The sequence below is a fragment of the Paracoccus ravus genome (assembly GCF_004522175.1).
Classification (GTDB): Bacteria; Pseudomonadota; Alphaproteobacteria; order Rhodobacterales; family Rhodobacteraceae; genus Paracoccus; species Paracoccus ravus.
Map to the genome: position 1 here is coordinate 14,266 of NZ_SDEB01000020.1, position 22,528 is coordinate 36,793.

20 protein-coding genes are annotated in these 22,528 nt (G+C 63.4%); 10 read left to right on the forward strand and 10 right to left on the reverse strand.

Translation table 11 applies throughout. The features are described from left to right. Positions 1-196 precede the first annotated feature (196 nt). Complete coding sequence (locus tag ESZ60_RS15035; protein ID WP_167620174.1) at positions 197-1,414, reverse strand: tyrosine-type recombinase/integrase; 1,218 nt, start codon at positions 1,412-1,414, stop codon at positions 197-199. Positions 1,415-1,709: 295 nt separating this feature from the next. Here ESZ60_RS15035 and ESZ60_RS15040 point away from each other — a divergent pair, with 295 nt between their 5' ends. Further along, positions 1,710-1,949 (forward strand): YjiS-like domain-containing protein, encoded by a 240-nt coding sequence (locus tag ESZ60_RS15040; RefSeq protein ID WP_134681554.1) that lies wholly within the window; start codon positions 1,710-1,712, stop codon positions 1,947-1,949. A gap of 99 nt (positions 1,950-2,048) precedes the next feature. Here ESZ60_RS15040 and ESZ60_RS15045 read toward each other — a convergent pair whose 3' ends face one another. Both ESZ60_RS15045 and ESZ60_RS15050 read right to left on the reverse strand, forming a co-directional pair. Beyond that, entirely contained in the window at positions 2,049-3,548 is a 1,500-nt protein-coding gene (locus tag ESZ60_RS15045) for an inorganic phosphate transporter (protein ID WP_245155716.1), read from the reverse strand. A 108-nt stretch (positions 3,549-3,656) separates the two neighbouring features. Then, positions 3,657-4,136, reverse strand: coding sequence for a VOC family protein (locus tag ESZ60_RS15050; protein ID WP_134681555.1), 480 nt, complete (start codon positions 4,134-4,136; stop codon positions 3,657-3,659). A 136-nt stretch (positions 4,137-4,272) separates the two neighbouring features. On the opposite strand from ESZ60_RS15050, the gene ESZ60_RS15055 reads away from it, so the two are divergent. Then, positions 4,273-4,545 carry a hypothetical protein gene (locus tag ESZ60_RS15055; protein ID WP_134681556.1) on the forward strand — a complete coding sequence of 91 codons (273 nt, stop codon included), beginning with the start codon at positions 4,273-4,275 and terminating at the stop codon, positions 4,543-4,545. A gap of 231 nt (positions 4,546-4,776) precedes the next feature. Continuing rightward, positions 4,777-5,874: a UDP-glucuronic acid decarboxylase family protein gene (locus ESZ60_RS15060; protein WP_134681557.1), complete on the forward strand. Its 1,098-nt coding sequence runs from the start codon at positions 4,777-4,779 to the stop codon at positions 5,872-5,874. Here ESZ60_RS15060 and ESZ60_RS15065 read toward each other — a convergent pair. After that, a complete protein-coding gene (locus ESZ60_RS15065; RefSeq protein WP_167620175.1) occupies positions 5,871-7,154 on the reverse strand; it encodes an oligosaccharide flippase family protein in 1,284 nt (427 codons plus the stop codon). The genes ESZ60_RS15060 and ESZ60_RS15065 overlap by 4 nt on opposite strands. 215 nt (positions 7,155-7,369) lie before the next feature. On the opposite strand from ESZ60_RS15065, the gene ESZ60_RS15070 reads away from it, so the two are divergent. The 5 genes from ESZ60_RS15070 to ESZ60_RS15090 all read left to right on the forward strand — a co-directional run bounded on the left by ESZ60_RS15070 (position 7,370) and on the right by ESZ60_RS15090 (position 13,594). Continuing rightward, the gene (locus ESZ60_RS15070; protein WP_167620176.1) at positions 7,370-9,364 is read left to right on the forward strand and encodes an SDR family NAD(P)-dependent oxidoreductase; all 1,995 of its coding nucleotides are present in this window, start codon (positions 7,370-7,372) and stop codon (positions 9,362-9,364) included. Positions 9,365-9,367: 3 nt separating this feature from the next. Continuing rightward, a complete protein-coding gene (locus tag ESZ60_RS15075; protein ID WP_134681560.1) occupies positions 9,368-10,543 on the forward strand; it encodes a GNAT family N-acetyltransferase in 1,176 nt (391 codons plus the stop codon). Next, a complete protein-coding gene (locus ESZ60_RS15080) occupies positions 10,518-11,675 on the forward strand; it encodes a GNAT family N-acetyltransferase (RefSeq protein WP_134681561.1) in 1,158 nt (385 codons plus the stop codon). The genes ESZ60_RS15075 and ESZ60_RS15080 overlap by 26 nt, the downstream gene beginning before the upstream one ends. Beyond that, positions 11,672-12,745, forward strand: a complete 1,074-nt coding sequence (locus ESZ60_RS15085; RefSeq protein ID WP_167620177.1) for a GNAT family N-acetyltransferase — start codon at positions 11,672-11,674, stop codon at positions 12,743-12,745. Before ESZ60_RS15080 ends, ESZ60_RS15085 begins: the two co-directional genes overlap by 4 nt. A 72-nt stretch (positions 12,746-12,817) precedes the next feature. Beyond that, positions 12,818-13,594 (forward strand): SDR family NAD(P)-dependent oxidoreductase, encoded by a 777-nt coding sequence (locus ESZ60_RS15090; protein ID WP_134681563.1) that lies wholly within the window; start codon positions 12,818-12,820, stop codon positions 13,592-13,594. Here the strand turns inward: ESZ60_RS15090 and ESZ60_RS15095 are convergent. The 3 genes from ESZ60_RS15095 to ESZ60_RS15105 form a co-directional block, all read right to left on the reverse strand. Then, on the reverse strand, positions 13,567-16,344 hold the full coding sequence (locus ESZ60_RS15095) for an AMP-binding protein (protein WP_134681564.1): 2,778 nt from the start codon (positions 16,342-16,344) through the stop codon (positions 13,567-13,569). The two genes, ESZ60_RS15090 and ESZ60_RS15095, sit on opposite strands and share 28 nt — an antisense overlap. Positions 16,345-16,454: 110 nt before the next feature. After that, a complete protein-coding gene (locus tag ESZ60_RS15100; protein WP_134681565.1) occupies positions 16,455-17,144 on the reverse strand; it encodes a DUF899 domain-containing protein in 690 nt (229 codons plus the stop codon). Then, a complete protein-coding gene (locus ESZ60_RS15105) occupies positions 17,141-17,386 on the reverse strand; it encodes a hypothetical protein (protein ID WP_209021315.1) in 246 nt (81 codons plus the stop codon). Before ESZ60_RS15105 ends, ESZ60_RS15100 begins: the two co-directional genes overlap by 4 nt. A gap of 89 nt (positions 17,387-17,475) precedes the next feature. Between ESZ60_RS15105 and ESZ60_RS15110 the strand changes: the two genes are divergently transcribed. Together ESZ60_RS15110 and ESZ60_RS15115 are read left to right on the forward strand one after the other, a co-directional pair. Continuing rightward, the gene (locus ESZ60_RS15110; RefSeq protein ID WP_134681566.1) at positions 17,476-18,693 is read left to right on the forward strand and encodes a helix-turn-helix domain-containing protein; all 1,218 of its coding nucleotides are present in this window, start codon (positions 17,476-17,478) and stop codon (positions 18,691-18,693) included. A gap of 9 nt (positions 18,694-18,702) precedes the next feature. Then, on the forward strand, positions 18,703-19,341 hold the full coding sequence (locus ESZ60_RS15115) for an NHL repeat-containing protein (protein ID WP_134681567.1): 639 nt from the start codon (positions 18,703-18,705) through the stop codon (positions 19,339-19,341). Between the two features lie 25 nt (positions 19,342-19,366). Here ESZ60_RS15115 and ESZ60_RS15120 read toward each other — a convergent pair whose 3' ends face one another. The 3 genes from ESZ60_RS15120 to xylF are packed head-to-tail and all read right to left on the reverse strand — an operon-like array spanning position 19,367 to position 22,473. After that, on the reverse strand, positions 19,367-20,113 hold the full coding sequence (locus ESZ60_RS15120; RefSeq protein WP_425331324.1) for an ATP-binding cassette domain-containing protein: 747 nt from the start codon (positions 20,111-20,113) through the stop codon (positions 19,367-19,369). Next, a complete protein-coding gene (locus ESZ60_RS15125; RefSeq protein WP_134681569.1) occupies positions 20,110-21,402 on the reverse strand; it encodes a sugar ABC transporter permease in 1,293 nt (430 codons plus the stop codon). The genes ESZ60_RS15120 and ESZ60_RS15125 overlap by 4 nt, the downstream gene beginning before the upstream one ends. A 45-nt stretch (positions 21,403-21,447) precedes the next feature. Continuing rightward, positions 21,448-22,473 carry a D-xylose ABC transporter substrate-binding protein gene (xylF, locus tag ESZ60_RS15130; protein WP_134681570.1) on the reverse strand — a complete coding sequence of 342 codons (1,026 nt, stop codon included), beginning with the start codon at positions 22,471-22,473 and terminating at the stop codon, positions 21,448-21,450. Between the last annotated feature and the right edge of the window lie 55 nt (positions 22,474-22,528).

Sequence of the window (22,528 nt, forward strand, 5' to 3'; positions counted from 1 at the left end):
ACCAGCCGGAAACCCAAAGCGGGTGGCGTTCTCGTTTAGCTGGCTTGTCGGGATAATGCGATCTTCGTCGGATGCCATAGAGCACCTGTGGAAACAAAAGGTTGATCGGCCTTTCTCCTTGTTTCCACAGATAGGCATTTTACCTAGATAGCCCGCGCTGTGCCGCGTTAGTCGGCTATTAATTGCAGTCTATGCGTTACCAGTTGGACTCCGCAAGCGCCTTAATAGGTGCTGCGCCGGTTTGTTTGTCGATCCAGTCGCTAATCGCCTGTTGCGCCACGACAAGATCGTCCCACATATCCTGCAGGTAGCCCGCTGCCTCCTCATTCTCAACCACCCAGTTACCTAGAACGTGGCGCTCATAATCTGGCACACCTGCCTTCTTTGCAGCAGTGGCCCAAAGACGCCGGAAATCATGCGGGTTCGACGGCATCCCTGTGCCTTCCTCGGTCACAAGATGCCCCGACGGGTTGTGGTTAGACGGGAATACCCACGGGCTGTCGGTGCGCGGCAGCAGAGCCAGTATCGCAGCCATCTGCTTGGTGATCGGAATGTTGAAGGGCACATCCCGCTTGCTGTTGCGAACGTGGATGACGCCACCGCTCATGTCCACGTCAGACCATTGTAGCTGCGACAGGCTCGGCTTGCGCAGACCCGTGTAGAGTTTCATGGCAAGGTAAGCCGCCCGCACAGGTGAACGCTGCTCGGTGATATAGGTCCAAAGCCGCGCATAGACGTCCTGCGTGGCAATGATCTGTTTGCCGGACTTCTTCTTAGCGCCGACCAACTTCTTCACCACCACGGGATTGAGGTTGGCGTCGGGGTAGATGATGCAAGCATAGTTGAACACGGCCTTGAACTGCGTCATCGCCATCTTGGCCGCTTCGGGTGCGGGACCTTCTTTGGCGTTGCCCGTCCGCACCCCTACCCCACGCGGCAAACCCTTGCGGGTTTCGATAGCCAACTGGCGGTGGTCGAGCATAGCGCGGGTGATCGAACTCAACGGCATGTCGAACCAGTCGCTGAACCACAGTTCGATGGTCCGGCGATACTTGGCAATGGTAGCTTCCTTGCGCTTGTTGACCTGCTGCTGAACGCTATAGGCGTCGAGGGCATTGCGAAGCGTGGCCTCGCGCTTCACCACTCCTGGCCATACCCCATGCTCCTCGAAATGGCGGCAAGCTGCACGGGCGGCATCACTGGCTTCCTTAGCAAGCATCAGGGGATACTGGCCGACCGTGGTGTATTTGCGATTGCCCATGTAGGACGCCCGCGCAATCCATGACTTGCTGCCAGCCCCGACGATCAGTCTGATGAACTTGTCGTCGGTGTCTTGATACTCGACTTGCTTGCCTGATTCGAATGGCAGCTTGTCCACTGCGGCGTCGGTCAGCCGCTTTTTGATGATAGGCATGTAACTGAATCCCACTTGCGTTACTTGCCTCATTACTTGCGCTCTACTTGCGTGGATGGGCAAGTATGAACAAACTGACGCAAGTAGGCGCAACGGGGTATCCCGACTAACCATCTTGAACTGCAAGGAAACTCTTTTGAGCGCTGGCCGCGGCAGCTAAACGCAATCCCCGACCAGCTTAACCCTGCGTTAACCGGCCATCGCGTGGCGACATGGCTGCAATGACGCGAAAGGGGCTACTCATGCTGCACCGCAGAACCCATTCTGATAGCGCAAACAGAAAGGATGATGAATTATGAATGCAGCAGTGCTTAACCCCGCAGCTCGCGCCGGCCACGGTCAGATTGCGCAAGTTGGACTGGCCCGCCGGATCAAGGCCTTTTTCGTCGCACGTCAGGTCGAGCGGCGCACTTTTGACGAGCTTGACATGACCAGCGACCGCGAGTTGGCCGATCTGGGTCTGAGCCGTCACGATGTCGCCCGGCTCGCAAGGCTGGCGGGCCGCCAGGCCGCCGAGAAATACCTGGCCGCCTGAGCGGCTCGGCGGCCTTGCTGCGATCCGGGCGGGTATGCCGCCCGGGATCGGTTTTCGAGCCCGCCCGCGACGGACTCAGACTATCTGACTAAAGGCCCGTCACGACGCGAGCTGTGACAGGACCAGGAAGATGCCGGCCGAGAGCACGGCAGAAAACGGCACAGTGATGACCCAGGCTGCGGCCACGGTCACCGCATGCGAGCGACGGACCAGCTTGCGGCGACTGCGTTCTTCGGGCGGGATGATTTTGCCCTTTTGCAGGCCCAACACCTTTGCGCGGCGTTCTGCATGCCATTCCCGGAAGAAGCCCACGCCAAAGATGCCGCCCACGGCGATATGGGTCGAACTGACCGGCAGGCCCAGCCAGCTTGCCAAAATGACCGTGATCGCCGCCGAAAGCGCAACGCAATAGGCCCGCATCGGGTTGAGCTTGGTGATCTGATCTCCGACCAATGCGATCAGCTTGGGGCCGAACAGCATCAGCCCCAGCGAAATTCCGGTCGCACCGATGACCATCACCCAGATCGGGATGTGGATCTTGTCCGCGATCGTGCCATGCTGGATGGTATGGACCACAGCAGCCAGCGGCCCGACGGCATTGGCGACGTCATTCGCGCCATGGGCAAAGGACAGTGCCGCGGCCGAGATGATCAGCGGCATGGCAAAAAGCGGGCGCAGCGATTTCTTGCGATTCTCGAGGCCGATGGATTGGCGCGCGATCAGCGGGCGCGCGCCGATCCAGCACAGAACCCCGATCACAGCGCCGACCCAGAGCGCGGTCAGCGGATCGATCGGAAGGATGCGGCGCAGGCCCTTCATCGCGAGATAGGTCGCGAACACTCCCGCCATCACGCCGATCAACACCGGAACCCAGCGCTTAGCCGCCCCGATTTTGTCATCGACATAGGCGATCTTGGCTTTGATGAATGCCAGGAACAGGGCCGCGAAGATGCCGCCGAGCAAGGGCGAGATCACCCAGCTTGCTGCGATGCTGACCATTTGCGGCCAGTTCACCGCGCCAAAGCCTGCAGCCATCACACCCGCGCCGACCACGCCTCCGACCACCGAATGCGTGGTCGAAACTGGCGCGCCGATCAGCGTTGCGAGGTTGATCCAGAGCGCCGCCGCGATCAGGGCCGAGAGCATCAGCCAGACAAAGGTCGAGGAATCGGCCACTGCCTCGGGCGAAACGATCCCTGACGAGATGGTCGAGACCACATCCCCGCCTGCGATCAGCGCGCCCGCGGTTTCGCAGATCGCGGCGATGATCAGGGCCGAGCCCATGGTCAGCGCCTTGGCGCCGACGGCCGGACCCATGTTGTTGGCCACGTCATTGGCGCCGATATTCAGCGCCATATAGGCGGCGACGACGGCCGCGCCGACGATCAGCATGCCGGATTGGCTGGCGCCGATCAGGGTCAGGGCCGAAAGCGCCACGACGATGACGAAAAGCAGCCCCAGTGCAGGGGCAGCCATAGCGCGTGACACGCTGAAGCTGGCCTCTTCGAGGCTAACGACCCGCTTCAAATCCTTGTCGAGGGTTTTCCACTGGTTGCGGGGGCCGTCGGAGACCCCGATGTTTTCATCCGCCTTGCTCACTCGTCACATGCCCGTCAATCAACCGTCATTTTGCGCGCGGCATACAGTGCCCCGCGATCGCGCACAACCGCAGAGAGCCAATCTGTCGCATCCCTTCCGTTTCCGTCCTCAGCCGCGCCGGGCGGCTTCGATTCTGGCGACGTCGATCTTGGACATTTCCATCATCGCGTCAAAGGCCCGTTTGGCCTCGTCCCCGCCGATGGCGAGCGCCTCGCTCAGGACGCGCGGCGTGATCTGCCAAGAGATCCCCCATTTGTCCTTGCACCAGCCGCATTCACTGGGCTGGCCGCCATTCGCGATGATCCCATCCCAGTAACGGTCGGTCTCGGCCTGATTTTCTGTCGAGATCTGGAATGAAAACGCTTCGCTATGGCGAAAGGCGGTGCCACCATTCAACCCCAGACAAGGGATCCCTGCGACGGTGAATGACACCGTCAGCACATCCCCCGCCTTGCCCGACGGATAGTCGCTGGGGGCGCGAAACACGGATGTCACCCGGCTGTCGGGAAACAGCGCCGTGTAAAACCGCGCGGCCTCCTCGGCCTCTTTGTCATACCACAGGCAGATCGTGTTCTTGGCGGTTTCCATGGTTTCTCCTTTCGCATTGGCACTTGCCCAAGGGGAAACGCATCTCCCGGCGCAACGGCCCCGGCGCGTTTCCGGCGAAATGTCTGGCGGGCGGTTTCGTGCTAGGCTGTGCCGAACTTCTGCAAAAGGACACATCATGCGACCTATCCCCGCCATGGTTTTGTTGGGATCGCTGGCTGCCTGCGCAGCGCCGGAGATGCCTTCCGGCGCGTCGCGCTCGATGCGTGAAGCGTCCTGTGCGCAGGTGATCGCGGCCCATGTCGCACGGCCAGTTTCACAGGTCAGCGCGAAGTGGCTCTCGGAAGAGGGCGGGATCGCGCAGATTGAAACGCGCGATGGCGCACGCCGACATATCTGCGAGGTCGATGGCTCGGGACGCGTGCTGGGATATAGCCATCCGCCGGGATGATCCCCGGACGCGATCCGCCCCAAGCACCGGGCTGGTCAGGCTGACAGGCCACCAAGGAAAAACTTTCGGCAATCCGGCGACTGTGGTAATTATGCACAGGTTAAGTCCCGTGAAGGGTGCCCCGAAAAGAGATTCGACGCCTGCCGGATGCAGGACGGGCGTCTAAAGGCATTGGAAATACAGGATTTTCCTTGCCTACCAGCCAAAAGTTTCGGTGTTTGGGGGGTCGTAATGATTGGAGTTCTTGTTACCGGTGGCGTGGGTTTCGTTGGGTCCTTCCTATGCGAAAGACTGCTCGAGGATGGCCACCGGGTTATTTGCGTGGACAATCTGCAAACGGGTTCTCTGCGTAATATCGGGCACTTGCTTTACAATCCTCGATTCGAGTTCCGGCCCAGCGATGTCGAATTGCCGCTTTCGGGAATCGACAATATCCAGCGGATCTACAATCTGGCTTGCCCGGCCAGCCCGGCCCATTATCAGGCCGACCCGGTTCGAACCATGCGCACCAACGTGCTCGGGGCGATCAATGTCCTGGAATTGGCGGCACGCAGCGGGGCGCGGGTCCTGCAGGCTTCGACCTCCGAGGTCTATGGCGATCCCGAAGTGCATCCCCAGCGCGAGGACTATCGCGGCTGCGTGTCGCTCAGCGGTCCGCGTGCCTGCTATGACGAAGGCAAACGTGCGGCCGAGACGCTTTGCCATGATTATGCCCGCCAATATGGTGTGGATATCCGGGTGGCGCGCATCTTCAACACCTACGGTCCCCGGATGGCGGCGGATGATGGCAGGGTGGTTTCGAATTTCATCGTCCAGGCGCTTCGGGGCGAGGCGTTGACGGTCTATGGCGATGGCAGTCAGACGCGGTCCTTTTGCTTCGTGTCGGATCTTGTCGATGGGCTGGTGCGGCTGATGGAGGCACCGTGCTACATGGCCCGGCCCTGCAATCTGGGCAATCCCCAGGAGCGGACCATCCTCGAACTGGCCGAGCGGATCATCACCATGACCGGAAGCGCGAGCCGGATCGAGCGCAGACCCTTGCCCCAGGACGATCCCACGCGGCGTCGACCGGATATAACGCTGGCCACGCGCGAACTGGGCTGGGCGCCGGTCGTGGATATTGTCGAGGGTCTCGGCCGGACCATCGCCTATTTCGACGAGCGCCTGCGCGAGCGCCGTGCGCTGTCCGAGACCTTGGCAAATCTGGTCCGGCCCGAAAAGGTCGGGATCATCGGGGACGCGGATGAATTCGCCGCCCTGACCGCGATTCGGGCGCAGCCCCCGGCGGCGCGGGCCACGAATGTCGTTCGATTGGAAACGCGCGTCTAGGAATCGCGCGCCTGCGCAGGGTCAGCCGGGGCGCTGCCTTTCCCAAGAGCATGAAAAACGAACCAGAGGATGGCTCCTGCCGCCGTCAACTTCGTCAGCACATCCGCCCCGGCCAGGCCTGTCGCGCCATAAGGCAGGATCACCACCCAGGCGATGGCCCATTTCCCCAGAACCTGAAGCAATGCGATCAGGCCGAAAAGCCGCGCAGAGCCCAGGGGAAAGAGCGTCAGCAACAAAGGGTTCATCACCAAAGTCAGCATGGACGAGGCGAAAAGCAGGTCAAATACGCGATGCCCTGGCCGGAAGTCCCCCCCCATCAACCCAGAAAGCAGCCAGGGGCTGACAAACGGAAAGACCGCGACCGCCAGCAGAGACCAGGGCGCGCGCTTCACCCAGGTCACGGCATATCGGCGCATTTCGTCGCGCTCTTCCAGACGTGACACATGCGGCAGTTGTGTCGTGACGATCGCTTGGCTGAGAATGCCGATCGCGACGCAAAGTTGCAGCGATGCCGCGTAATAGGCCACCTGATCGGGCGTGCTGAAGGCCGAAAGCAGCATGATGTCGACCCGGCTGGCGACGATCGAGACCGAGGCCAGCACCATCCATTTGTTGATCGCAAGCATCTCATGCGCGATCTGCGGCGAAAACCTGCCGGATCCGAAACGGCCGCGGCATGTGACCATGGTCGCGGCAAGTGCGACAAGGCCCGAGACGGCCAGCGCAATGCCCAACAGGGCGGGATCCCTGACGCCAAGCCCGAGACAAAGCAGGGCGGCTCCTAGCCGGCACAGGTTCTTGTAAGAAGAAGATATCGCAACGCTATGAAAGCGATTGGTAATTTGTGAAATTCCAATCAGCGCGCTCTGCACGGCCAGAAACCCTCCGGCGATGCCCGCAGACCGCATCATCCAGACGGCCAAAGGCAGATCGGGCAGCATCTTGCGCGACAGCCATTCGGCCGCCAGCACAAGGATCGCCGCATAGATCAATCCGCCCGCCAGTCTGAGCAACAATCCGGTATATAGCGCGTCATCCGCATCTTGCAGCGTCATTCGGCGCGATGCGACCGTCACGACGCCTGCCGCCAGAAGCGTATCGATCAGCAATTGTCCAAGATCGATCATCGTCAGCACGGGCGCGATCTGGCCGTAACCGGTCACGCCAAGGCTGCGCGACAGCACGAGCAGAAGCAGCAGCCCCAATCCGGCCCCCGCGGCATTTCCCAGCGCGACCTGGGCTGTGGCGGAACGGCGCAGTTGTTCAACCAATGCGTGCATCAACAACGCCTGCGAGGGGGGTGCCGGGACCGTCTGCCGGGGGGGAGTAGATGGGATGGTGAGCCATGACGACCTGCCCGCGCTGCCGGGATGTTCGGTCCTCCCGGGGGAAGGATCCGGCAGGTCATGGCGATTATTATTGTTTCTTCGATGCATTTGAGCAAGTCTTGGCTGACAGCTTGAATCTCTCGCTTACCCTGCATGTCGGACGGTGGATGATGCAGAGAGTCGACCTTTCACGGACACACCGCCTCAAGACGTTTGCCGCCAAAGCGACACTTGTCGCACGGCGCGTCAGGGCGCATTTCACGACCCCGGATTCGATCGAGACGACGATTCGCAATCTGCCTTACGTCGCGAATGAAGGCGAGCTTGCGGGCAAGGTGGTGCTGGTGACCGGTGCGGGGCAGGGGGTCGGCCTGGTCCTGGCCGGGGCGCTGGCCGAGGCGGGGGCCAGGGTCGCGCTGATGGGGCGCAACCTGGCGCCCTTGGAGCACGCGAAGCAGCGCCTGATCGCGCAGGGCGCGGTCGTGCAGGTCGTGGTGGGAGATGCCTCGGATCCGGAAGCCGCCGAGCGTGCCTTGGCCGAGATCGATGCCCGGCTCGGCGGGGTCGATATTCTCGTCAACAATGCCGGCGTGGGCGGACCCTGGGGCAAGCCTTTCTGGGAGGCCGATCCGCGCGCGTTCCGCGAGGCAATTGATATCAACCTGTCCGGCGCATTCCTGATGGCGCGGGCGGCGGCGCGGCTGGCAGTCGCGCAGAACCGCCCCTTGCGCATCATCAATGTCTCGTCTCTTGCCACCGAGATGCCCGGCGCGGGAATGGCGGCCTATAACAGTTCGAAATCCGGGCTGGAAAGCCTGACCCGGGCCATGGCCGCGGACGGCGACGGGCATGGCATCACGGTCGTGACATTGTCGCTGCATTCCGTCCAGACCGAGCGGAAGGCCGCGCATGACTGGGCCTCGAACGCCCTGCTGCCGCCCGCCCCGGTCGTCGTTCCGGCCTTTCTGCATGTTGCGACCGCCCCCGCGGCCGAGGTGCAGGGGCGGGTCGTCGCCTCGTGGCGATATCTCGCCGCGCCCGAGGCCGAGACGCTGCTGGCTGGTCCGAAATCGCTTCTTGTCCCGATCGCCTATCCGCCCTTCCTGCATCAAGGCCAAGCGACGGCGCGCGATCCGCTGCGCTTCTCGATCCATGACCGGGCCGAAAATCCGTGGGGCCCCAGTCCTGAGGCCCTGCAGGCGATCGACCGGTCGCTTCAGGCAGCGCCGCTGAGCCATTACCCCGATGAGCGCCTTTCGGAACTGACGGGAATGCTCGCGCATCTGCATGGCTTGCCCGAGGCCTCGTTCGCCTTTGGGCCGGGGTCTTGGGAGGTGCTGGCGCGCCTCGTGTCGCTATTTGCAAAACCGGGCGAGCAGGTGGTCTCGCATGACCCCGGCTGGTTCGGATTCAACCTTGTCTGCCGGCGTGCCGGTGTGACCCAGGCGCGCGCCCGCTTTCACCTGGGGGATGCCCAATCGCCCCCGTCGCAGAATCTGCGTGCCATTCTGGACCGGATCACGCCGCAGACGCGGCTGGTCTATCTGATCAACCCTGCGAATCCCGAGGGGACGCCGCTTTTGCAGGCGGAAATGGATGAGTTTCTCGATGCGCTGCCACCGCGGTTGCCGGTGATCATCGACGAGGCCTATATCGAATACGCGGCCGCGTCTGGCATTTTCGATACGGTCGCCGCCGTGAAATTACGCCGAAACGCGATCATCGGGCTACGGACATTCTCGAAATTCTACGGCCTTGCCGGTGCGCGGGTGGGCTATGCCTATGCCGCCCCGGATCTGGCGCAGCTTGTCCGCAATACCGAGAATATCTTTTCGCTGTCCTCGCCCTCGGCGGCGGCCGCTGCCGCGGCGCTGGCCGATCGGGCATATTATGCCGCGCTTCATGCCCGTTTCATCAATGAGCGCAAGACGGTGTTTCAGGGGCTTGAGCAGCGTGGCCTTGCCCCCCTGCCGGCGGAAACTCCCTTTGTCCTCGCCCACCGACCGCAAAATGCCGAAGAGCTTTTCGAAAGGCTCGAAAACGAGGGCATCTATATCGCGCGTTACGCCTTTCACGGAGATCGCTACATGATGTATCCCGTCGCTCAGGCAGCGACGACCGAGGCCATTTTCCACCATCTCGACGCGCTGGCTTCGGGTTAGTCAATGAGCCGCGCCGATGAGATGCCGGTCGGGTTCCGGCACAAGGATCCGCCGCGCCACGCCCTTGTCGCCGCCAAGCCCTGGCCTTTCTCGGCCCTGCATGGACATCCCGGCTTCGTCGAAGCCTGGCGGCAGAGTTTCGCAGCAAATCTGCGATATGCTGTGCTGACCGGTGCCGGATTCACCTATCCGGCGGTGCGGGTGCGGATGCGCGCCCCGCTGGAGCTTGGTCAGCGTTTTCTGACCATTCCGGCGGATGCGGAATTCGTCCGCGAGGCCCGCAAACGTGTCCTTCCCTTGCGCATGCTCGCGCCGGCCACTTCGCTCGAAGCGGGAAATCAGCGCGGCTCGGCACGGCTTCTGGACGCGGAGCCGGTTCAGGCGCTCTGCCGGATCGGAGCCGCCCTCAAAGCCCTGCCGGGTTGGGACTATGCGCAGATCCCCGTCCCGCAGGGCATGGCACATGAGGTCGCGCAGGCCTGGCAAGAGGCGGGGCTCACGGCGATTTTCCGGCAGACCGGAAGACACTATCTTGGATATTCGGACTATCCGGGCTGGAATCAGCTTTTCGCTCGAATGTCCCATAACACAAGGAAAAATCTTGGCCGCATGCTCCGCTCCAATGCTGCGGCGGGGATACGGGTCGAGTATTTCGGGCCCGATCGGCTGGAGGCGGGACTGGGCCATCTTCGCGAGATGGCGGCGGTGAGTTGGAAGAACCGCGAGGCTGAGCGCAGGCCGCCGGTCCGCGTGCCCTTGACCGAGACCCAGATCGCCTTTCTGCGGGCACTGGCCGGCCAGCGCGGAATCGCGCCGCGGATCTTTGTGCTCTTTCAGCAAAAGGCATGTCGCGGCATTGCCTTGTGGTTCGAATGCGATGGATGGCTGACCGGGGGGCTCACCTTTTTCGATCCGGCGGCGCAAGCCTTCTCGCCCGGACATGCGTTGATGCACGAGGCGCTGCTCTGGTGCGAGGAAAACGGCATCCGTAAACTGGACATGAATTCGACCGATGGCTGGCTGCGGGCCTATACCGATCTTTGCGAACCCTTTGGCGTGATGATCGTTTTGCGTCAAAACGCCTTTGGCCGCGCGCTTGAAAGATTGGCGCGCCGGGTCGAGGACCTGCCCCCGGAATCCACAAGGGCCGCCCATGATCCCGACCGCGATCACGGCTGAGCTTTCCCCCTTGTGGCCCGATCCCGAATGGGAGGAATTGGCCAAGGCCGAGCCGAACTACCCCCTGTTGGGGCATCCGGCTTTTTCGCAGGCATTCGCCGCGCATTTCGATGACCGCGCCCGGATCTTTGCCGCCCGGTTGCGTGATGGGGCCGGAACGCTGCGGGCGGTGCAGCCATTGATGATCTCGCGCCATCTCAGACATCCCGGACTGGTTCCGCGTTATGATTACCTGTCGGGCGATGCCGCGTTTCTGACCGAAAAACGGTCGCGCGTTATTCCCTTGCGCCAGCTTAGCCCGGTTCTCGGCCTGGAATGTGGGAATCTGCGGATGGCCGGATGCCGGGGCGACCTGGCCAAGGAAATCTTCTGGCCTCCCCTTACGCTGCGGCTGCGCAGGCTGCGGGGCTGGGATATCGGGATCTTTCCCATCGAGGCGGGGGAATTCGAGCTTGCCGCAGCTTCCTTCCGCCATGCCGGCTGTCCCGCTTTCCGCGGCCGTACGGATCGTGCCTATCTGATGCGGGAAAAACCGAGGCCCATCGCGGAAATCGTCGCGACCCAGTCAAAGAAATTTCGCCAGAATATTCGCCGGGCCTCGTCCGAGGCCGAAAGCAGCGGCATTCGCTTCGACGTGCTGGACGGCCATGCGGCGAGCGACCTGATGCCGGCCTTTGCGGCCCTTGGCGCGGCAAGCTGGAAGGCTGGCGGCAGGCTGGTCGCAGAGGCAAGGGGACAGGCGCTCTCGGTGCCGTATCAGGGGCAACAGCGCGAATTTTTCGAGACGCTGGCCCGCGATCCGCGCTTGCGGCCCGTGATGTCGGTGGCGCGCGGCGATGACGGACTTCATGCCGCCTGTCTGGGATTTTTCGGGGCGGGCTGCCTGACGACGATGATCACCCTGCACCGGCCCAGCAGCGGAAAGGCCGGTCATGGCAGGCTGGTGCTGCATGAGTTGATCGATTGGGCCTGGCGCAATGGCGCTTCTCGCATCGACTTCAATACGACCGCGGAATGGCCCCGCCCCTATGCCGATCAAAGCCGCGACGATCTTCATCTGGTCGTCATGCGTCCGGGGATTTATGGGGGCGCATTGGCGCTTTTGGCGCGGCTGCGGGGGCAGGACGGATGAGCGCCGGGATCACCTCTTTTTCGCATGCCATGCGCGATGCAGGGCTGCGCCGCCTGTTGGATCGGGATGGGGATCTCACGACCTGCGCGAAATGGGCGGAACTGTGGCACCAATCCTTTGGGCAAGAGGACGACCTGCTGGTGGTCGGCGATGAAGCGGCATTGGCCCTGACCCGCGAGCGTCGTATGGGCGCAAGGGTGCTGCGCAGTTTCACCAATGGCCACAGCCAGCGCGCTTTGGCCGGACGTCCCGGCACGGACGGGGCCTTCTCGCTTCTTTCCGCCCTTGCCGCGCGCCCGGGATGGGAGATGCTGCATCTTCAGGGGCTGTCTGCGGAATGGCGTGACGATTTCGTCGCTGCCGGAGCAGAACTTGGGCTAAGCGTCGCATGCGAATGTCAATCCCCGCGATGGCTGGCTAGGCTTGGAAAAGAGCCGCAAACCTACCTCGCCAGCCGCTCGCCATCGACCTTTGGCCGAAAAGCGCAATTGCAGCGCGCCTTTTTGAAGCAATGTGATGCCGAATTCGGTGCCGAGGATGCTTGCAGCGGCCTGTCCGAATATCTTGCGGCCGAGCGGGCAAGCTGGAAGGCGCAGCGCGGAGAATTGCTTTCCGCCACGCCCAGGATCGAGCGCTTTTACCGCCTCGCAACCCAGACCGATTTCGGTGATGGCGGGCGGGCCTGGATGGTCTCGGTGCGGGACCGTGGCAGGATGGTGGCGGGCATGATCTGGCTTCGAGATGGCGCGCAGGCCGTTGCGCTCAAGGCCTTTTACGATGAGGATTACAGAAAATATTCGCTCGGTTTCCTGCTGTTGCGCCATGCCATCGCGGGGCTGATCGATGAGGGGTTTTCGGGGCGCGTGGATTTTTATTCCGGGGCCGCCGCCTATGCGCCTTTTGCGACGGAAAGCCGCGACTATGCCGATTTGGTGATATGGGCCCGGTCGCCGCGGGCACGAGCCGCGCGGCAAATCCGCGACGCCTTGCATCGTGGCCGGCTTGCCTTGCGGGCGAGGGGGCAGGGTGATGGCGCGACCCTGTCGCGAGAATTGCGGGATCGCGGCTGAAGACTGCTTTTGGTTTCGCCCGCCGCCCCGAGCCTGTAGAGCAGGGCGCAAACGAGATGCGGGGGGCGCAAGATGCCAATCAATGATCGACCAAGGGTCGCCGTGGTGACCGGGGGCCTGTCCGGGATCGGGCGGGCGATCGCGCGACGGCTCGCCCAGGGCGGGATGCTGGTGCATGTCGGTGCGCGCAGCGCCGATGACTCTGCACGGCGCGCCGCGTTCGAGGCGGAATTCGGCGACAGCGTCGCGTTTGGCCGATTGGATGTGCGTGATACGGAAAGCTGCAGCCGTTTCGTGCAATCTGTCATCGCACAGCGTGGGCGCGTCGATATTCTCGTCAATGCGGCGGGCGTCTATGAAGAGGCAGAGGTGATTGGCCATTCCGACCGGATCTGGAACGAGACGCTCGACACCAACCTGACCGGCACGTTCAAGATGATCCGCGAGGTCATGCCGCTGATGAAGGCGCAGGGCTGGGGCCGCATCGTCAATATCGCTTCGGTCGCCGCCCATCAGGGCATGGCCGCGAATGCGGCCTATTGCGCCTCCAAGGCCGGGCTTCTGGGGCTCGGGCGCTGCGTCAGCCTCGAAGGGGCGGCGCATGGCATCACCTGCACCAGCATAAGCCCCACCTGGGTCGAGACCGAGATGCTCAGGAAATTCATCGATGACGAGGTCGCGGCGGGCGCGCCGCGCGCCGAGGTGGTCGCGAAATACGAAGCGTCGAACCCGCAAGGCAAGCTGGTCCAGCCCGAAGAGATCGCCGAGCTGGCCGCCTTTCTGGTCAGTGATGCCGCCCGCGCGATCACCATGGAGGATGTTCAGGTCAATGCGGGCTCTCTGTGGTAGCCGAGCCGCGCCGCGATCAGCCGCTCGGGGGTGCTGATCGCAGCAAAATCTCCCAATCCGGCCTGTTCCCAATGGTTCCGGGCGGCGGCATTGTCGAAATGGGCCGTCGCGCATAGCATCCGGTGATCGGCCGCGATCAGCTTGCGTATCCCCTCGGTCAGCGGCGCGCGATGCAGCCATTCCTCGATCGGTAGCACCTCGTACCCCTCGCATTGCGGCGTGAAAGGCGGCGCGACGAGGTTGCAGAAGCGCGTCCCAGCCGCCGGGCGGGCAGCGACCAGAAGTGCCGCCGCGGCGCGAACATCAGTCATCGGGAAACTCAACCCTTGAGGCAGGGCGCGCATCTCGCGACAGGCCGTCAGGACGTTCTCGTAGAGATCCCTGGGGTTCGGTGCGTCAAGATCGTAAAGCGATGGCAGGCGCAGGATCAGCGCGGCGATGCACGATGCCGCAATCTGCGCCTCGGCCACGGCCTTGGCCGCGCCATAGCCCGAGCCATCGCCGGAAATATTGGCCGGTCGCTCGGGATGGGGGCCACCCTGCCCGGGAAAGACCGCGCTGGAGGAGGAAAAGCGAAGATCCGCGCCAGAATCGCGACAGAGTTTGAGAATGGTCTGGGTCTCGGCCAGCGACCATGCTTCCATCTGACTGCGCCCCAAAGCCAGGTTCACCGTCGCCGCGCAATGGATCACCTGACCGATCCGGGCGCAAAGAGCGGCATAGTCGCGGGGGGCAAGCCCGAAATCCGGTTGGTCGAGCGCGCCTTCGACCAGAATGACGCGATCACGCGGCAACCCATGCGCGGCGGCCTCGAGCCGGGCGCGGGCCTCTTGCAGGCCGGGGCGCACGAGGCAATAGACCACCTGATCACCGGGCAGGCGCCGGAGCGCTTCGGCCAGCACATGTCTGCCCAGAAATCCGGTCGCTCCGGTCAGGAAGATCCCCCTGCGGTCGAATGTCTCGGTCGTGCCGCCGAGATTTGCCTCCGCCAGAAGTTCGTGAAGCCGCATCAGCGGCAGGTTCAGCGCCCGGTCGAAATCGACGCGGGTCCGGTATTCGCGCTCGAGCGACACGATCAGATCGACGCACATCAGGGAATCGCCGCCCAGTTCGGAAAAGGATCGGCCGGGATCAATCTCGGAGGGCTCGCAGCACAGGATCCGGGCGGCATGGCGTAAGCTCGCAGGCAGGTGCGAGTGGTCATCTTGGCGGCTGGGCGCAAGGATCTCGGGCAGGGCGGCGTAATTGCATTTGCCCGAGACCGCGTGGATCGGGATCTCGTCAAGCTGGACAAGATAGCTCGGCACGCAATAGGCGGGCAGGACCGCGCGCAGCCTGCGTGCCAACGGCTCGGGGATACGGCACTGGCCGCCCGGAATGTGCCATTGGGTCAGATTGGCTGCAGATTGGTCGGAATCGGCGGTGTAGTAAAAGACCAGCATCTGGTCCTGATCGCCATCCTGCCGGACCCAAGGAATGGCGTGGGAAAAACCGAGGAACTCTGCCATGGTTTCGGTCAGTTCGCGGGTCTGGATGCTATAGCCGCGCAGCTTCAGCATATGGGCCATGCGGCCCATGACGATGATCTCGCCGTCCGCTTCCACAAGACCCCGGTCGCCGGTGTCGTAAAGCCGCGCGCTCTGGCCGTCGATGACGACCTCGCGGAAGCGGCGCGCGGTTTCCTCGGGCCGGTTGACATAGCCCGGTCCCAGCATGCGGGGCCCCTCGAAATGCAGCAGCCCGGGCGTGCCGGGCGGGCAGGGGCGATCGTGATCGTCGAGCACCACTGCCCGCAGATGCGGCATGGCCTTGCCGACGCTGACCCCCTCGGCGCGGCGCGACGGACCGGCCAATCGGGACATGCAGATGTCATGCGTTTCGCAGATGCTGTAGAGGTTCCACAGCGCCGCCTCGGGCAGCTTGGCGCGGGCCTCGGCTGCGAGGCGGTCGCTGACCACCTCTCCGTTCAGGATGATGCGGCGCAAGGGTAGAGCCGCGGCGCGCTGATGATCCAGACCTTGCAGCATCTTCTCGAAGAACGAGGGCGTAAAGAGCATCTCATGCAGGTCGTGCTCGGTGATGAAACCGGCCAGAGCCTGCGGCGAGAGAAGGTCCTCGAGCACCGGGAAACAGACCTCGGCCCCATTGCGCAGAGGACGGAACATTTCCCAGATCGCAAAGATATAGACCCCGACCCTCATCCCGGGGGCGTAGGGCGTATAGGCGTCGCGCCATTCATAGGACAGTGAGGCCGCGTCATGAGTCACCGGAATGCATTTCGGCCGTCCCGTCGTGCCCGAAGTCGCGACGAGATAGATCGGATGTTCGGGGGCGACGCGACCCGGTTCGAGATTCGGGCAGGCAGGACCGGCAAGGAAGCTGGCGGCATCGACGACGCGACAATGCTGCGGCAACTGCCCGGCGCGGGTAGGTTGCGCCGTCACGATCAGGCCGATCCCCAGTTCTTCGACGATATTGGCCAGAACCGGGTTAGGCATGGCGGGATCAAGATGCACGAAAGGGCAGCCAAGCACCACGCAGGCGGTCGCGGCCGCCCCGAAGAGCGTCCCCGGCGCGCCATAGATCGCGACGGCCTTTTCCGGTTCAAGCATATCCCGGCAGGCGGAAATATAGGCGGCCAACTCGCCATAGCTCAAGTGCAGGTCGCGATCCCTGAGCGCGATGCGGTCGCGATGCAGGCGGAAAGCATCCGCCAGTTGCGCGGAAAGGGGGGGGAATTTCTGTGACATTATCCGCGCCATCGTCGCCTGATCTGTGGAACGACAGTGGTTGCGGCGAAATGGCGCAAGGTCAAGGGCCAAGGCGTTCACAACCCTGACCCCTGCGCTTGCCCTAGGGCTCAATATTCATCATGGAGCCGCACCCAGCTCATCGTCCCGCTTTCGTTCCGGCCCTTGGGGGTAAGATCGAGCCAGTTGAATGCGCCGATCTGCAATTCATTGCCCCGGTGATAGGTGGAATAGGTGTGATAGACCGCACCGTCCTCGGACTTGGCAAAGATGCTCGTTCCGAACATGTCGGAACTGTTCCGGATGACGGTGCCGTAATTGTAGATCGCGCGACCCGTGGCGCGGTCTTCGGGCGTGAAGGACACGGCAAAGTCGAAATTGAAACTGTTCCGCGCCGAGGAAAGCCAGGGAAAGCTCCATCCCATGCGGCGCTTGACGGCCTCGATTGTTGCGACGGGTACCCTCGAGATCGCGGCAAAGGACAGGTCGGCCTGCTCGAAATGCTGTCGCGCCGAATCGATGTGATCGGCGATGAACGAACAGCCCTCGCAGACATGATCCGAGCCGGGCGTCAGCATGAAATGATAGACGGCCAATTGACTGCGGTTCTCGAAGAGGTCGGAAAGGCTGCGCTCTCCCGAAGGACCGTCAAAGACATAATCCTCTTCGACGCGGACCCAGGGCATTTTGCGTCGCTCGGCCCGCAATTCGTCAAGCTGGTGGGTCATGGCGCGTTCGCGGGCCAGCAATGCCTTGCGCGCGTCAAGCCATGCCTCGCGTGGGACGATGGTGGGGGTCATTGGCATTTCTCCTTTTTCAGGGGGATAGGCGTGATGGTCTTGCCGCGCCATGGCCGCAGCCAGGCTGGCAGATGAAAGACGCTCATCAGCAGATACATCGTGGCCATGTCGTTCAGGGGCCAGGGACCGGGGGTCGAGACGCATATAGTCCCGTGGCCCCCCGCCGCCACCCACGCCATCCCCAGGCAGACCGGCGCCGCCGCACGCGACAGCCATTCCGAGACCTGTAACTGCGTTGCCATGGGGCCGCTCCTGTCCGATGGTCTTTCGATGTCCCAGATCTAGAACGGGTCCGGGCCGGACCGGGAGTGACAAGCATGGCGCGATTTCGATGGAGGAGGTGATTGCTGCCGCTTCGCGCGCTTTGGCCACGGGCGCTGCGCTCGGGGCGCTGAAGCGTGTCGCCCTTCGTTCCGATCCCGCCGCGCTGGCGCTGCGCGGCATCGCCATGGCCCGGCTGGGCGATCTGGACCGGGCCCGCGATCTGTTGCGCGGGGCATCGCGGGGCTTTGGGCCGGCAGAGCCGCTCGCGGTCGCCCGCTGCAATCTCGCCGGTGCCGAGATCGCGCTGGTGACGCGTCATCTGACCGGATTGCCCGCGAGTCTGGCGGCAGCGAAACGGGTCCTGACGGCATGTGGCGATCGCGCCAATGCGGCCCATGCGTCTTGCCTGCAGGCGCGACTTGCCTTGTTGATGGGCGAGGTCGATGCCGCCGAGGATGCCTTGGCCGCGATCGACCTTGGCGATATGCCCGCGCTGTCGCTGCCGGGCTACTGGCTTGTCCGGGCCGGAATCGCGATGCGGCGCATCCAGAGCCAACCCGCCCTCGAGGCGGTGCGGCATGCGCGAAACGCCCCGGCGACAGGGGCGGTTCCGGCGCTTGAGATGGAGGTCCTGCTTGCCGAGCGGGCCATTCAGCAGCCGTTCGCCCGACGGATCGAAAAGAGCGGCCAGCGCCTGATGCGGCTTGCGGAAATCGAGGCCCTGATCGCGTCGGACCTGTTCATTCTGGACGCGTTCCGAAACCGTTTGCGCCAATCGGGGCAGGTCGTGTCTCTGGCCGCGCGCCCCGTGCTGTTCGGCCTAGCGCGCTGTCTGGCCGAGGCCTGGCCGGATGATGTCGCGCGTCAGGATCTTCTGGCTCGGGTCTTTCGCGCGCGGCAGGCGGATGAATCGCATCGCGCGCGTCTGCGGGTCGAAATCGCGCGGCTGCGAAAGCTGATCGCTCCTTTTGCAGAGGTCTCGGCGACGTCCGGCGGTTTCATCTTGCAGCCGCACGGCGGCCCACCGACCATTCTGGCCCCGCTGGTCGAGGGCCCGCAGGGGCAGATGCTCGCCCTTCTCGCGGATGGAGAGGCCTGGAGCAGTTCGGGCCTTGCCCTCGCCTTGGGGGTCAGCCCGCGCACGGTGCAACGCGGGCTCGAGGCGCTGTACCGGGCGGAAAAGGTCGAATGGTTCGGCCATGGTCGCGCGCGGCGCTGGATCATCAAAGGCGTGCCGGGTTTCCCGACAGGCATGTTACTCTCGCTGGCATTGCCGGAGGGGTAGGTTGGACAGATGAAGCACGAGGCCGAGATCATCCGCGAATATGGCCCCTTTCCGGGGATAAAGGCCGTGCATGGTGTAAGCTATGACGGCGCGCAAGTCTGGCTGGCCACGGGCACGCAGTTGCAGGCGCTCGACCCCGATACGGGCGTGCTGGGGCGCGCGGTAGATCTTGCCGCAGATGCCGGGACGGCCTTTGATGGCACGCATCTGTTTCAGATCGCGGGAGAGCATATCCGAAAACTCGATCCCGCAACGGGCAAGATTCTGGCCACAATCCCGGCACCGGCCGGCGGCGATGCTTCGGGACTGGCCTGGGCCGAGGGCAGTTTATGGGTCGGTCAATACAAGGACCGGGCCATCGTGCAGATCAACCCCGAAACCGGAGCGATCCTGCGCCGCATCGCCTCGGACCGCTTTGTCACCGGCATCAGTTGGGTCGATGGCGAATTGTGGCACGGCACATGGGAAGAGGATCGCAGCGAATTGCGCCATGTCGATCCAGCGTCGGGAGGGGTGATCGACACGATCGAACTGCCCGAGGGCATCGGCGTCTCGGGGCTCGAATCGGACGGGGCGGAGCGGTTCTTCTGCGGCGGCGGTCCCAGCGGAAAGCTACGCGTGGTCCGGCGCAGCACCGCACCCGGATGATGGGGAGCGGGCCCTGCGCCATTTGTCAGACAGCCGTTTCCGGTTTGCGCCCCATGATGATCATGCCAAGGATATCGTCATCGGTGACCTCATCGACGCGCACCGTGCCGACGCGCTGCCCGTTCTTCATCACCACCGCGCGGTCGCAGAGTTTCATCACCGCATGGATGTCATGCTCGATCAGAAAAATCCCCAGGCCCTGGCGTTTCAATTCGTCAATCAGTTCGGCCACCATCTGGGTTTCCTGCGGTCCAAGCGCGGCGGTCGGCTCATCCATGATTAGGATGCGGGCATTGAAATAGACCGCGCGTGCGATCGCGACCGATTGCCTCTGTCCTCCTGACAGCGCCATCACCGGTTCCGAGAACTTGCGGAAATTGGGATTGAGCCTCGCCATGATCCGGCGCGTCTCGGCCTCCATCCGGGCCTCGTCCAGAAGGCCGGTGGGGGTGACAAGCTCGCGGCCCAGAAAGAGGTTCGAGGCCGCGTCCAGATTGTCTGCCAATGCGAGCGTCTGATAAATCGTCTCGATGTTATAGGCGCGGGCGTCGCGGGTATTGTGGATCTCGGCCTTTTTGCCGTCGATATGGATCTCGCCCGCATCCGGGCGATAGGCACCGGAAAGGCATTTGATCAGCGTGGATTTTCCGGCCCCGTTATGGCCCAGAAGGCCCACGACCTCGCCGGGATAGAGATCGACCGAGACATGGTCCACCGCCTTGATGCCCCCGAACGAGACCGAGATGTCGCGCATTTCAACAAGTGGCGTCATCTCATGCCCAGCCTTTTGCGATATTGGATGTCGATCCAGACGGCCAGCACCAGAACCACACCCACCACGATATTCTGCAAGGGCGCGTCGGCCCCGACCATGGCCATGCCCGATTGCAGGCTCTGCATGATCAAGGCCCCAAGGATCGCGCCGTGGATCGTGCCGATGCCGCCCGACAAGGCGGTGCCGCCGATCACTGCGGCGGCGATCACCCGCAACTCGTCCAATGTGCCGATGTCATTGGGGTGGGATTGCAGACGGGCCTGCGCGATGATTGCGGAGAGGCCGCAAAGAAACCCCATGAGGGCAAAGATCTTGACGGTCAGCAGCCGGGTATTGATGCCGGAAAGCTCGGCGGCATCCGGGTTCCCCCCTGTCGCGAAGATATAGCGCCCAAAGCGTGTCCGCCCCGCGATCACCGTCATGGCAACGGCGACCAGGATCAGGATCAGGACTGAGATGGGCAGGCCATAGCCCTGCGTGTAACCCTCGGGCATGATTTCGCCGCGCGCCTCGAAGATCCGGCGCAGTTTGGCCTGGGGCAGCTCATAGGAATTGAGAATGGCGACGAAGCCCATGATAAGCGTGACCGCCAGCGTCATCACCACCGTCTCGGCCCAGACCGGTCGGACAGGGAAATCATGCGCCTGCTTGCGACGGCGGCCGGACCAGATCACCCAAAGGGCGGCGGCGGCGGCGAGCCCGCCCGCGACCCAGCTGGCCCCGACCCCCAAAGTGCCCTCGGCCCCGCCAAAAAGCAGGAAGGTCTGGTTCAGCGGCGCGATGGTCTGTCCCGCGGTCAGATACCAGCCGACATAGCGCCAGATCAGCAGCCCACCCAGTGTGACGATGAAGGCGGGGATGCGCTGATAGCCGACGAGCCAGCCATTCAGCGCCCCGATCGCCGTGCCCGTGACCAGACCCGAGATCATCGTCACCGGCGCGATCAGCGGATGCCCCAGTCCCAGCCCGAGCGCATTGGGCAGCCAGCGCGCCTGCATCACCCCCATGACCGCCGAAGCCAGAGCGAGGATCGCGCCGACCGACAGGTCGATATGACGGCAGACGATGACAAAGACCATGCCCGTCGCCATGATCGCGACCGACACCGTCTGGATCGTCAGGTTGAAGATATTGCGGGCTGACAGGAACCGGCCATCCGTGACGACCGAGAAGCACAGGCAGACCAGGGCAAAGGCCCCGATCATACCCAGCAATCGCAGGTCGATTTCCAGTTTCTCCAGCCAGTTCCGGCGGGTCCGCGAGGCGGCGGGGGAAAAATCACTCATATCCTTAGGCGGCGACGGCACGGGATGCGCCGTCGCCTGTTCCCGTCAGTTGCAGGGCGCGGGGCCGTTCTGGACACCCTGGCAGAGGGCGTCCTTGGTGATCCATCCGGCATCGACCACGGTCGAGAGGTTTTCCTTGGTGATTGGCACGGGCGTCAGCAGGATCGCGTCCATGTCCTTGCCGCCGGGAGTCTTGAACTTCATGGCATTGGGGATCTCGGCCGCAGCCTTGCCACCAGCCAGCGCCAGGGCGATTTCCGCCGCGTTCTTGCCGAGTTCGCGCGAATCCTTCCAGACCGAGACCGTCTGCGTTCCCAGCGCGACGCGGTTCAGCGCGGCGTGATCGGCATCCTGTCCCGAGACCGGGATCCCCTGCATCCCCTGCGCCGTCAGCGCGGCCACGGCCCCGCCTGCGGTGCCGTCATTCGAGGCCACGACCGCATCGACCTTATTGTCGTTCTGGGTCAGGATCTGCTCCATGTTCTTCTGGGCATTGGCGGGCAGCCAGCCATCGGTATAGGCCTCGCCGACGATCGTGATCTCGCCCGCATCGATCGCCTTCTGCAGCACCTCCTGCTGGCCACCGCGCAGGAAATCGGCATTCGGATCGGTGGGCGAGCCCTTGATCATGACGTAATTGCCCTTGGGCGCGGCCTTCAGCACCTCGGCGGCCTGCATCCGGCCCACCTCGACATTGTCGAAGGTCAGGTAAAAGGCGCGGGGGTCTTCGATCAGGCGGTCATAGGCGACGACCGGGATGCCTTCGTCCGCGGCTGCCTGCACGGCGGGAACCACGGCCTCGGTATCCTGACCCAGCACGATCAGCGCATTGACGCCCTGCGCAATCAGCGCCTCGATATCCGAAAGCTGCTTGGCCGAAGAGGATTGCGCATCGGCCGAGACATATTTCGCCCCTGCGGCCTCCAGCGCGTCCTTGATGGCCTTTTCGTCGGTCTTCCAGCGTTCTTCCTGAAAATTCGACCAGGACACGCCAACGGTCATGTCCTGTGCAAGCGATGCAGATGAAAACCCCACCGTCGCAAGGACAGCGGTCAGAATTACAGTGCGCATCGTTACCTCCCCGATGATGCGACCATCCGGACGAGTCGCCGGATCTGTTGCAAGA

Coding starts and splice junctions, on each gene's coding strand:
- ESZ60_RS15080 (WP_134681561.1), top strand. CDS start 10,518: ATGATCCCGACCGCGATCACGGCTGAGCTTTCCCCCTTGTGGCCCGAT.
- xylF (WP_134681570.1), bottom strand. CDS start 22,473: ATGCGCACTGTAATTCTGACCGCTGTCCTTGCGACGGTGGGGTTTTCA.
- ESZ60_RS15125 (WP_134681569.1), bottom strand. CDS start 21,402: ATGAGTGATTTTTCCCCCGCCGCCTCGCGGACCCGCCGGAACTGGCTG.
- ESZ60_RS15050 (WP_134681555.1), bottom strand. CDS start 4,136: ATGGAAACCGCCAAGAACACGATCTGCCTGTGGTATGACAAAGAGGCC.
- ESZ60_RS15075 (WP_134681560.1), top strand. CDS start 9,368: ATGAGCCGCGCCGATGAGATGCCGGTCGGGTTCCGGCACAAGGATCCG.
- ESZ60_RS15095 (WP_134681564.1), bottom strand. CDS start 16,344: ATGTCACAGAAATTCCCCCCCCTTTCCGCGCAACTGGCGGATGCTTTC.
- ESZ60_RS15100 (WP_134681565.1), bottom strand. CDS start 17,144: ATGACCCCCACCATCGTCCCACGCGAGGCATGGCTTGACGCGCGCAAG.
- ESZ60_RS15035 (WP_167620174.1), bottom strand. CDS start 1,414: ATGCCTATCATCAAAAAGCGGCTGACCGACGCCGCAGTGGACAAGCTG.
- ESZ60_RS15040 (WP_134681554.1), top strand. CDS start 1,710: ATGAATGCAGCAGTGCTTAACCCCGCAGCTCGCGCCGGCCACGGTCAG.
- ESZ60_RS15060 (WP_134681557.1), top strand. CDS start 4,777: ATGATTGGAGTTCTTGTTACCGGTGGCGTGGGTTTCGTTGGGTCCTTC.
- ESZ60_RS15115 (WP_134681567.1), top strand. CDS start 18,703: ATGAAGCACGAGGCCGAGATCATCCGCGAATATGGCCCCTTTCCGGGG.
- ESZ60_RS15105 (WP_209021315.1), bottom strand. CDS start 17,386: ATGGCAACGCAGTTACAGGTCTCGGAATGGCTGTCGCGTGCGGCGGCG.
- ESZ60_RS15110 (WP_134681566.1), top strand. CDS start 17,476: ATGGAGGAGGTGATTGCTGCCGCTTCGCGCGCTTTGGCCACGGGCGCT.
- ESZ60_RS15120 (WP_425331324.1), bottom strand. CDS start 20,113: ATGACGCCACTTGTTGAAATGCGCGACATCTCGGTCTCGTTCGGGGGC.
- ESZ60_RS15055 (WP_134681556.1), top strand. CDS start 4,273: ATGCGACCTATCCCCGCCATGGTTTTGTTGGGATCGCTGGCTGCCTGC.
- ESZ60_RS15070 (WP_167620176.1), top strand. CDS start 7,370: ATGATGCAGAGAGTCGACCTTTCACGGACACACCGCCTCAAGACGTTT.
- ESZ60_RS15085 (WP_167620177.1), top strand. CDS start 11,672: ATGAGCGCCGGGATCACCTCTTTTTCGCATGCCATGCGCGATGCAGGG.
- ESZ60_RS15090 (WP_134681563.1), top strand. CDS start 12,818: ATGCCAATCAATGATCGACCAAGGGTCGCCGTGGTGACCGGGGGCCTG.
- ESZ60_RS15065 (WP_167620175.1), bottom strand. CDS start 7,154: ATGCACGCATTGGTTGAACAACTGCGCCGTTCCGCCACAGCCCAGGTC.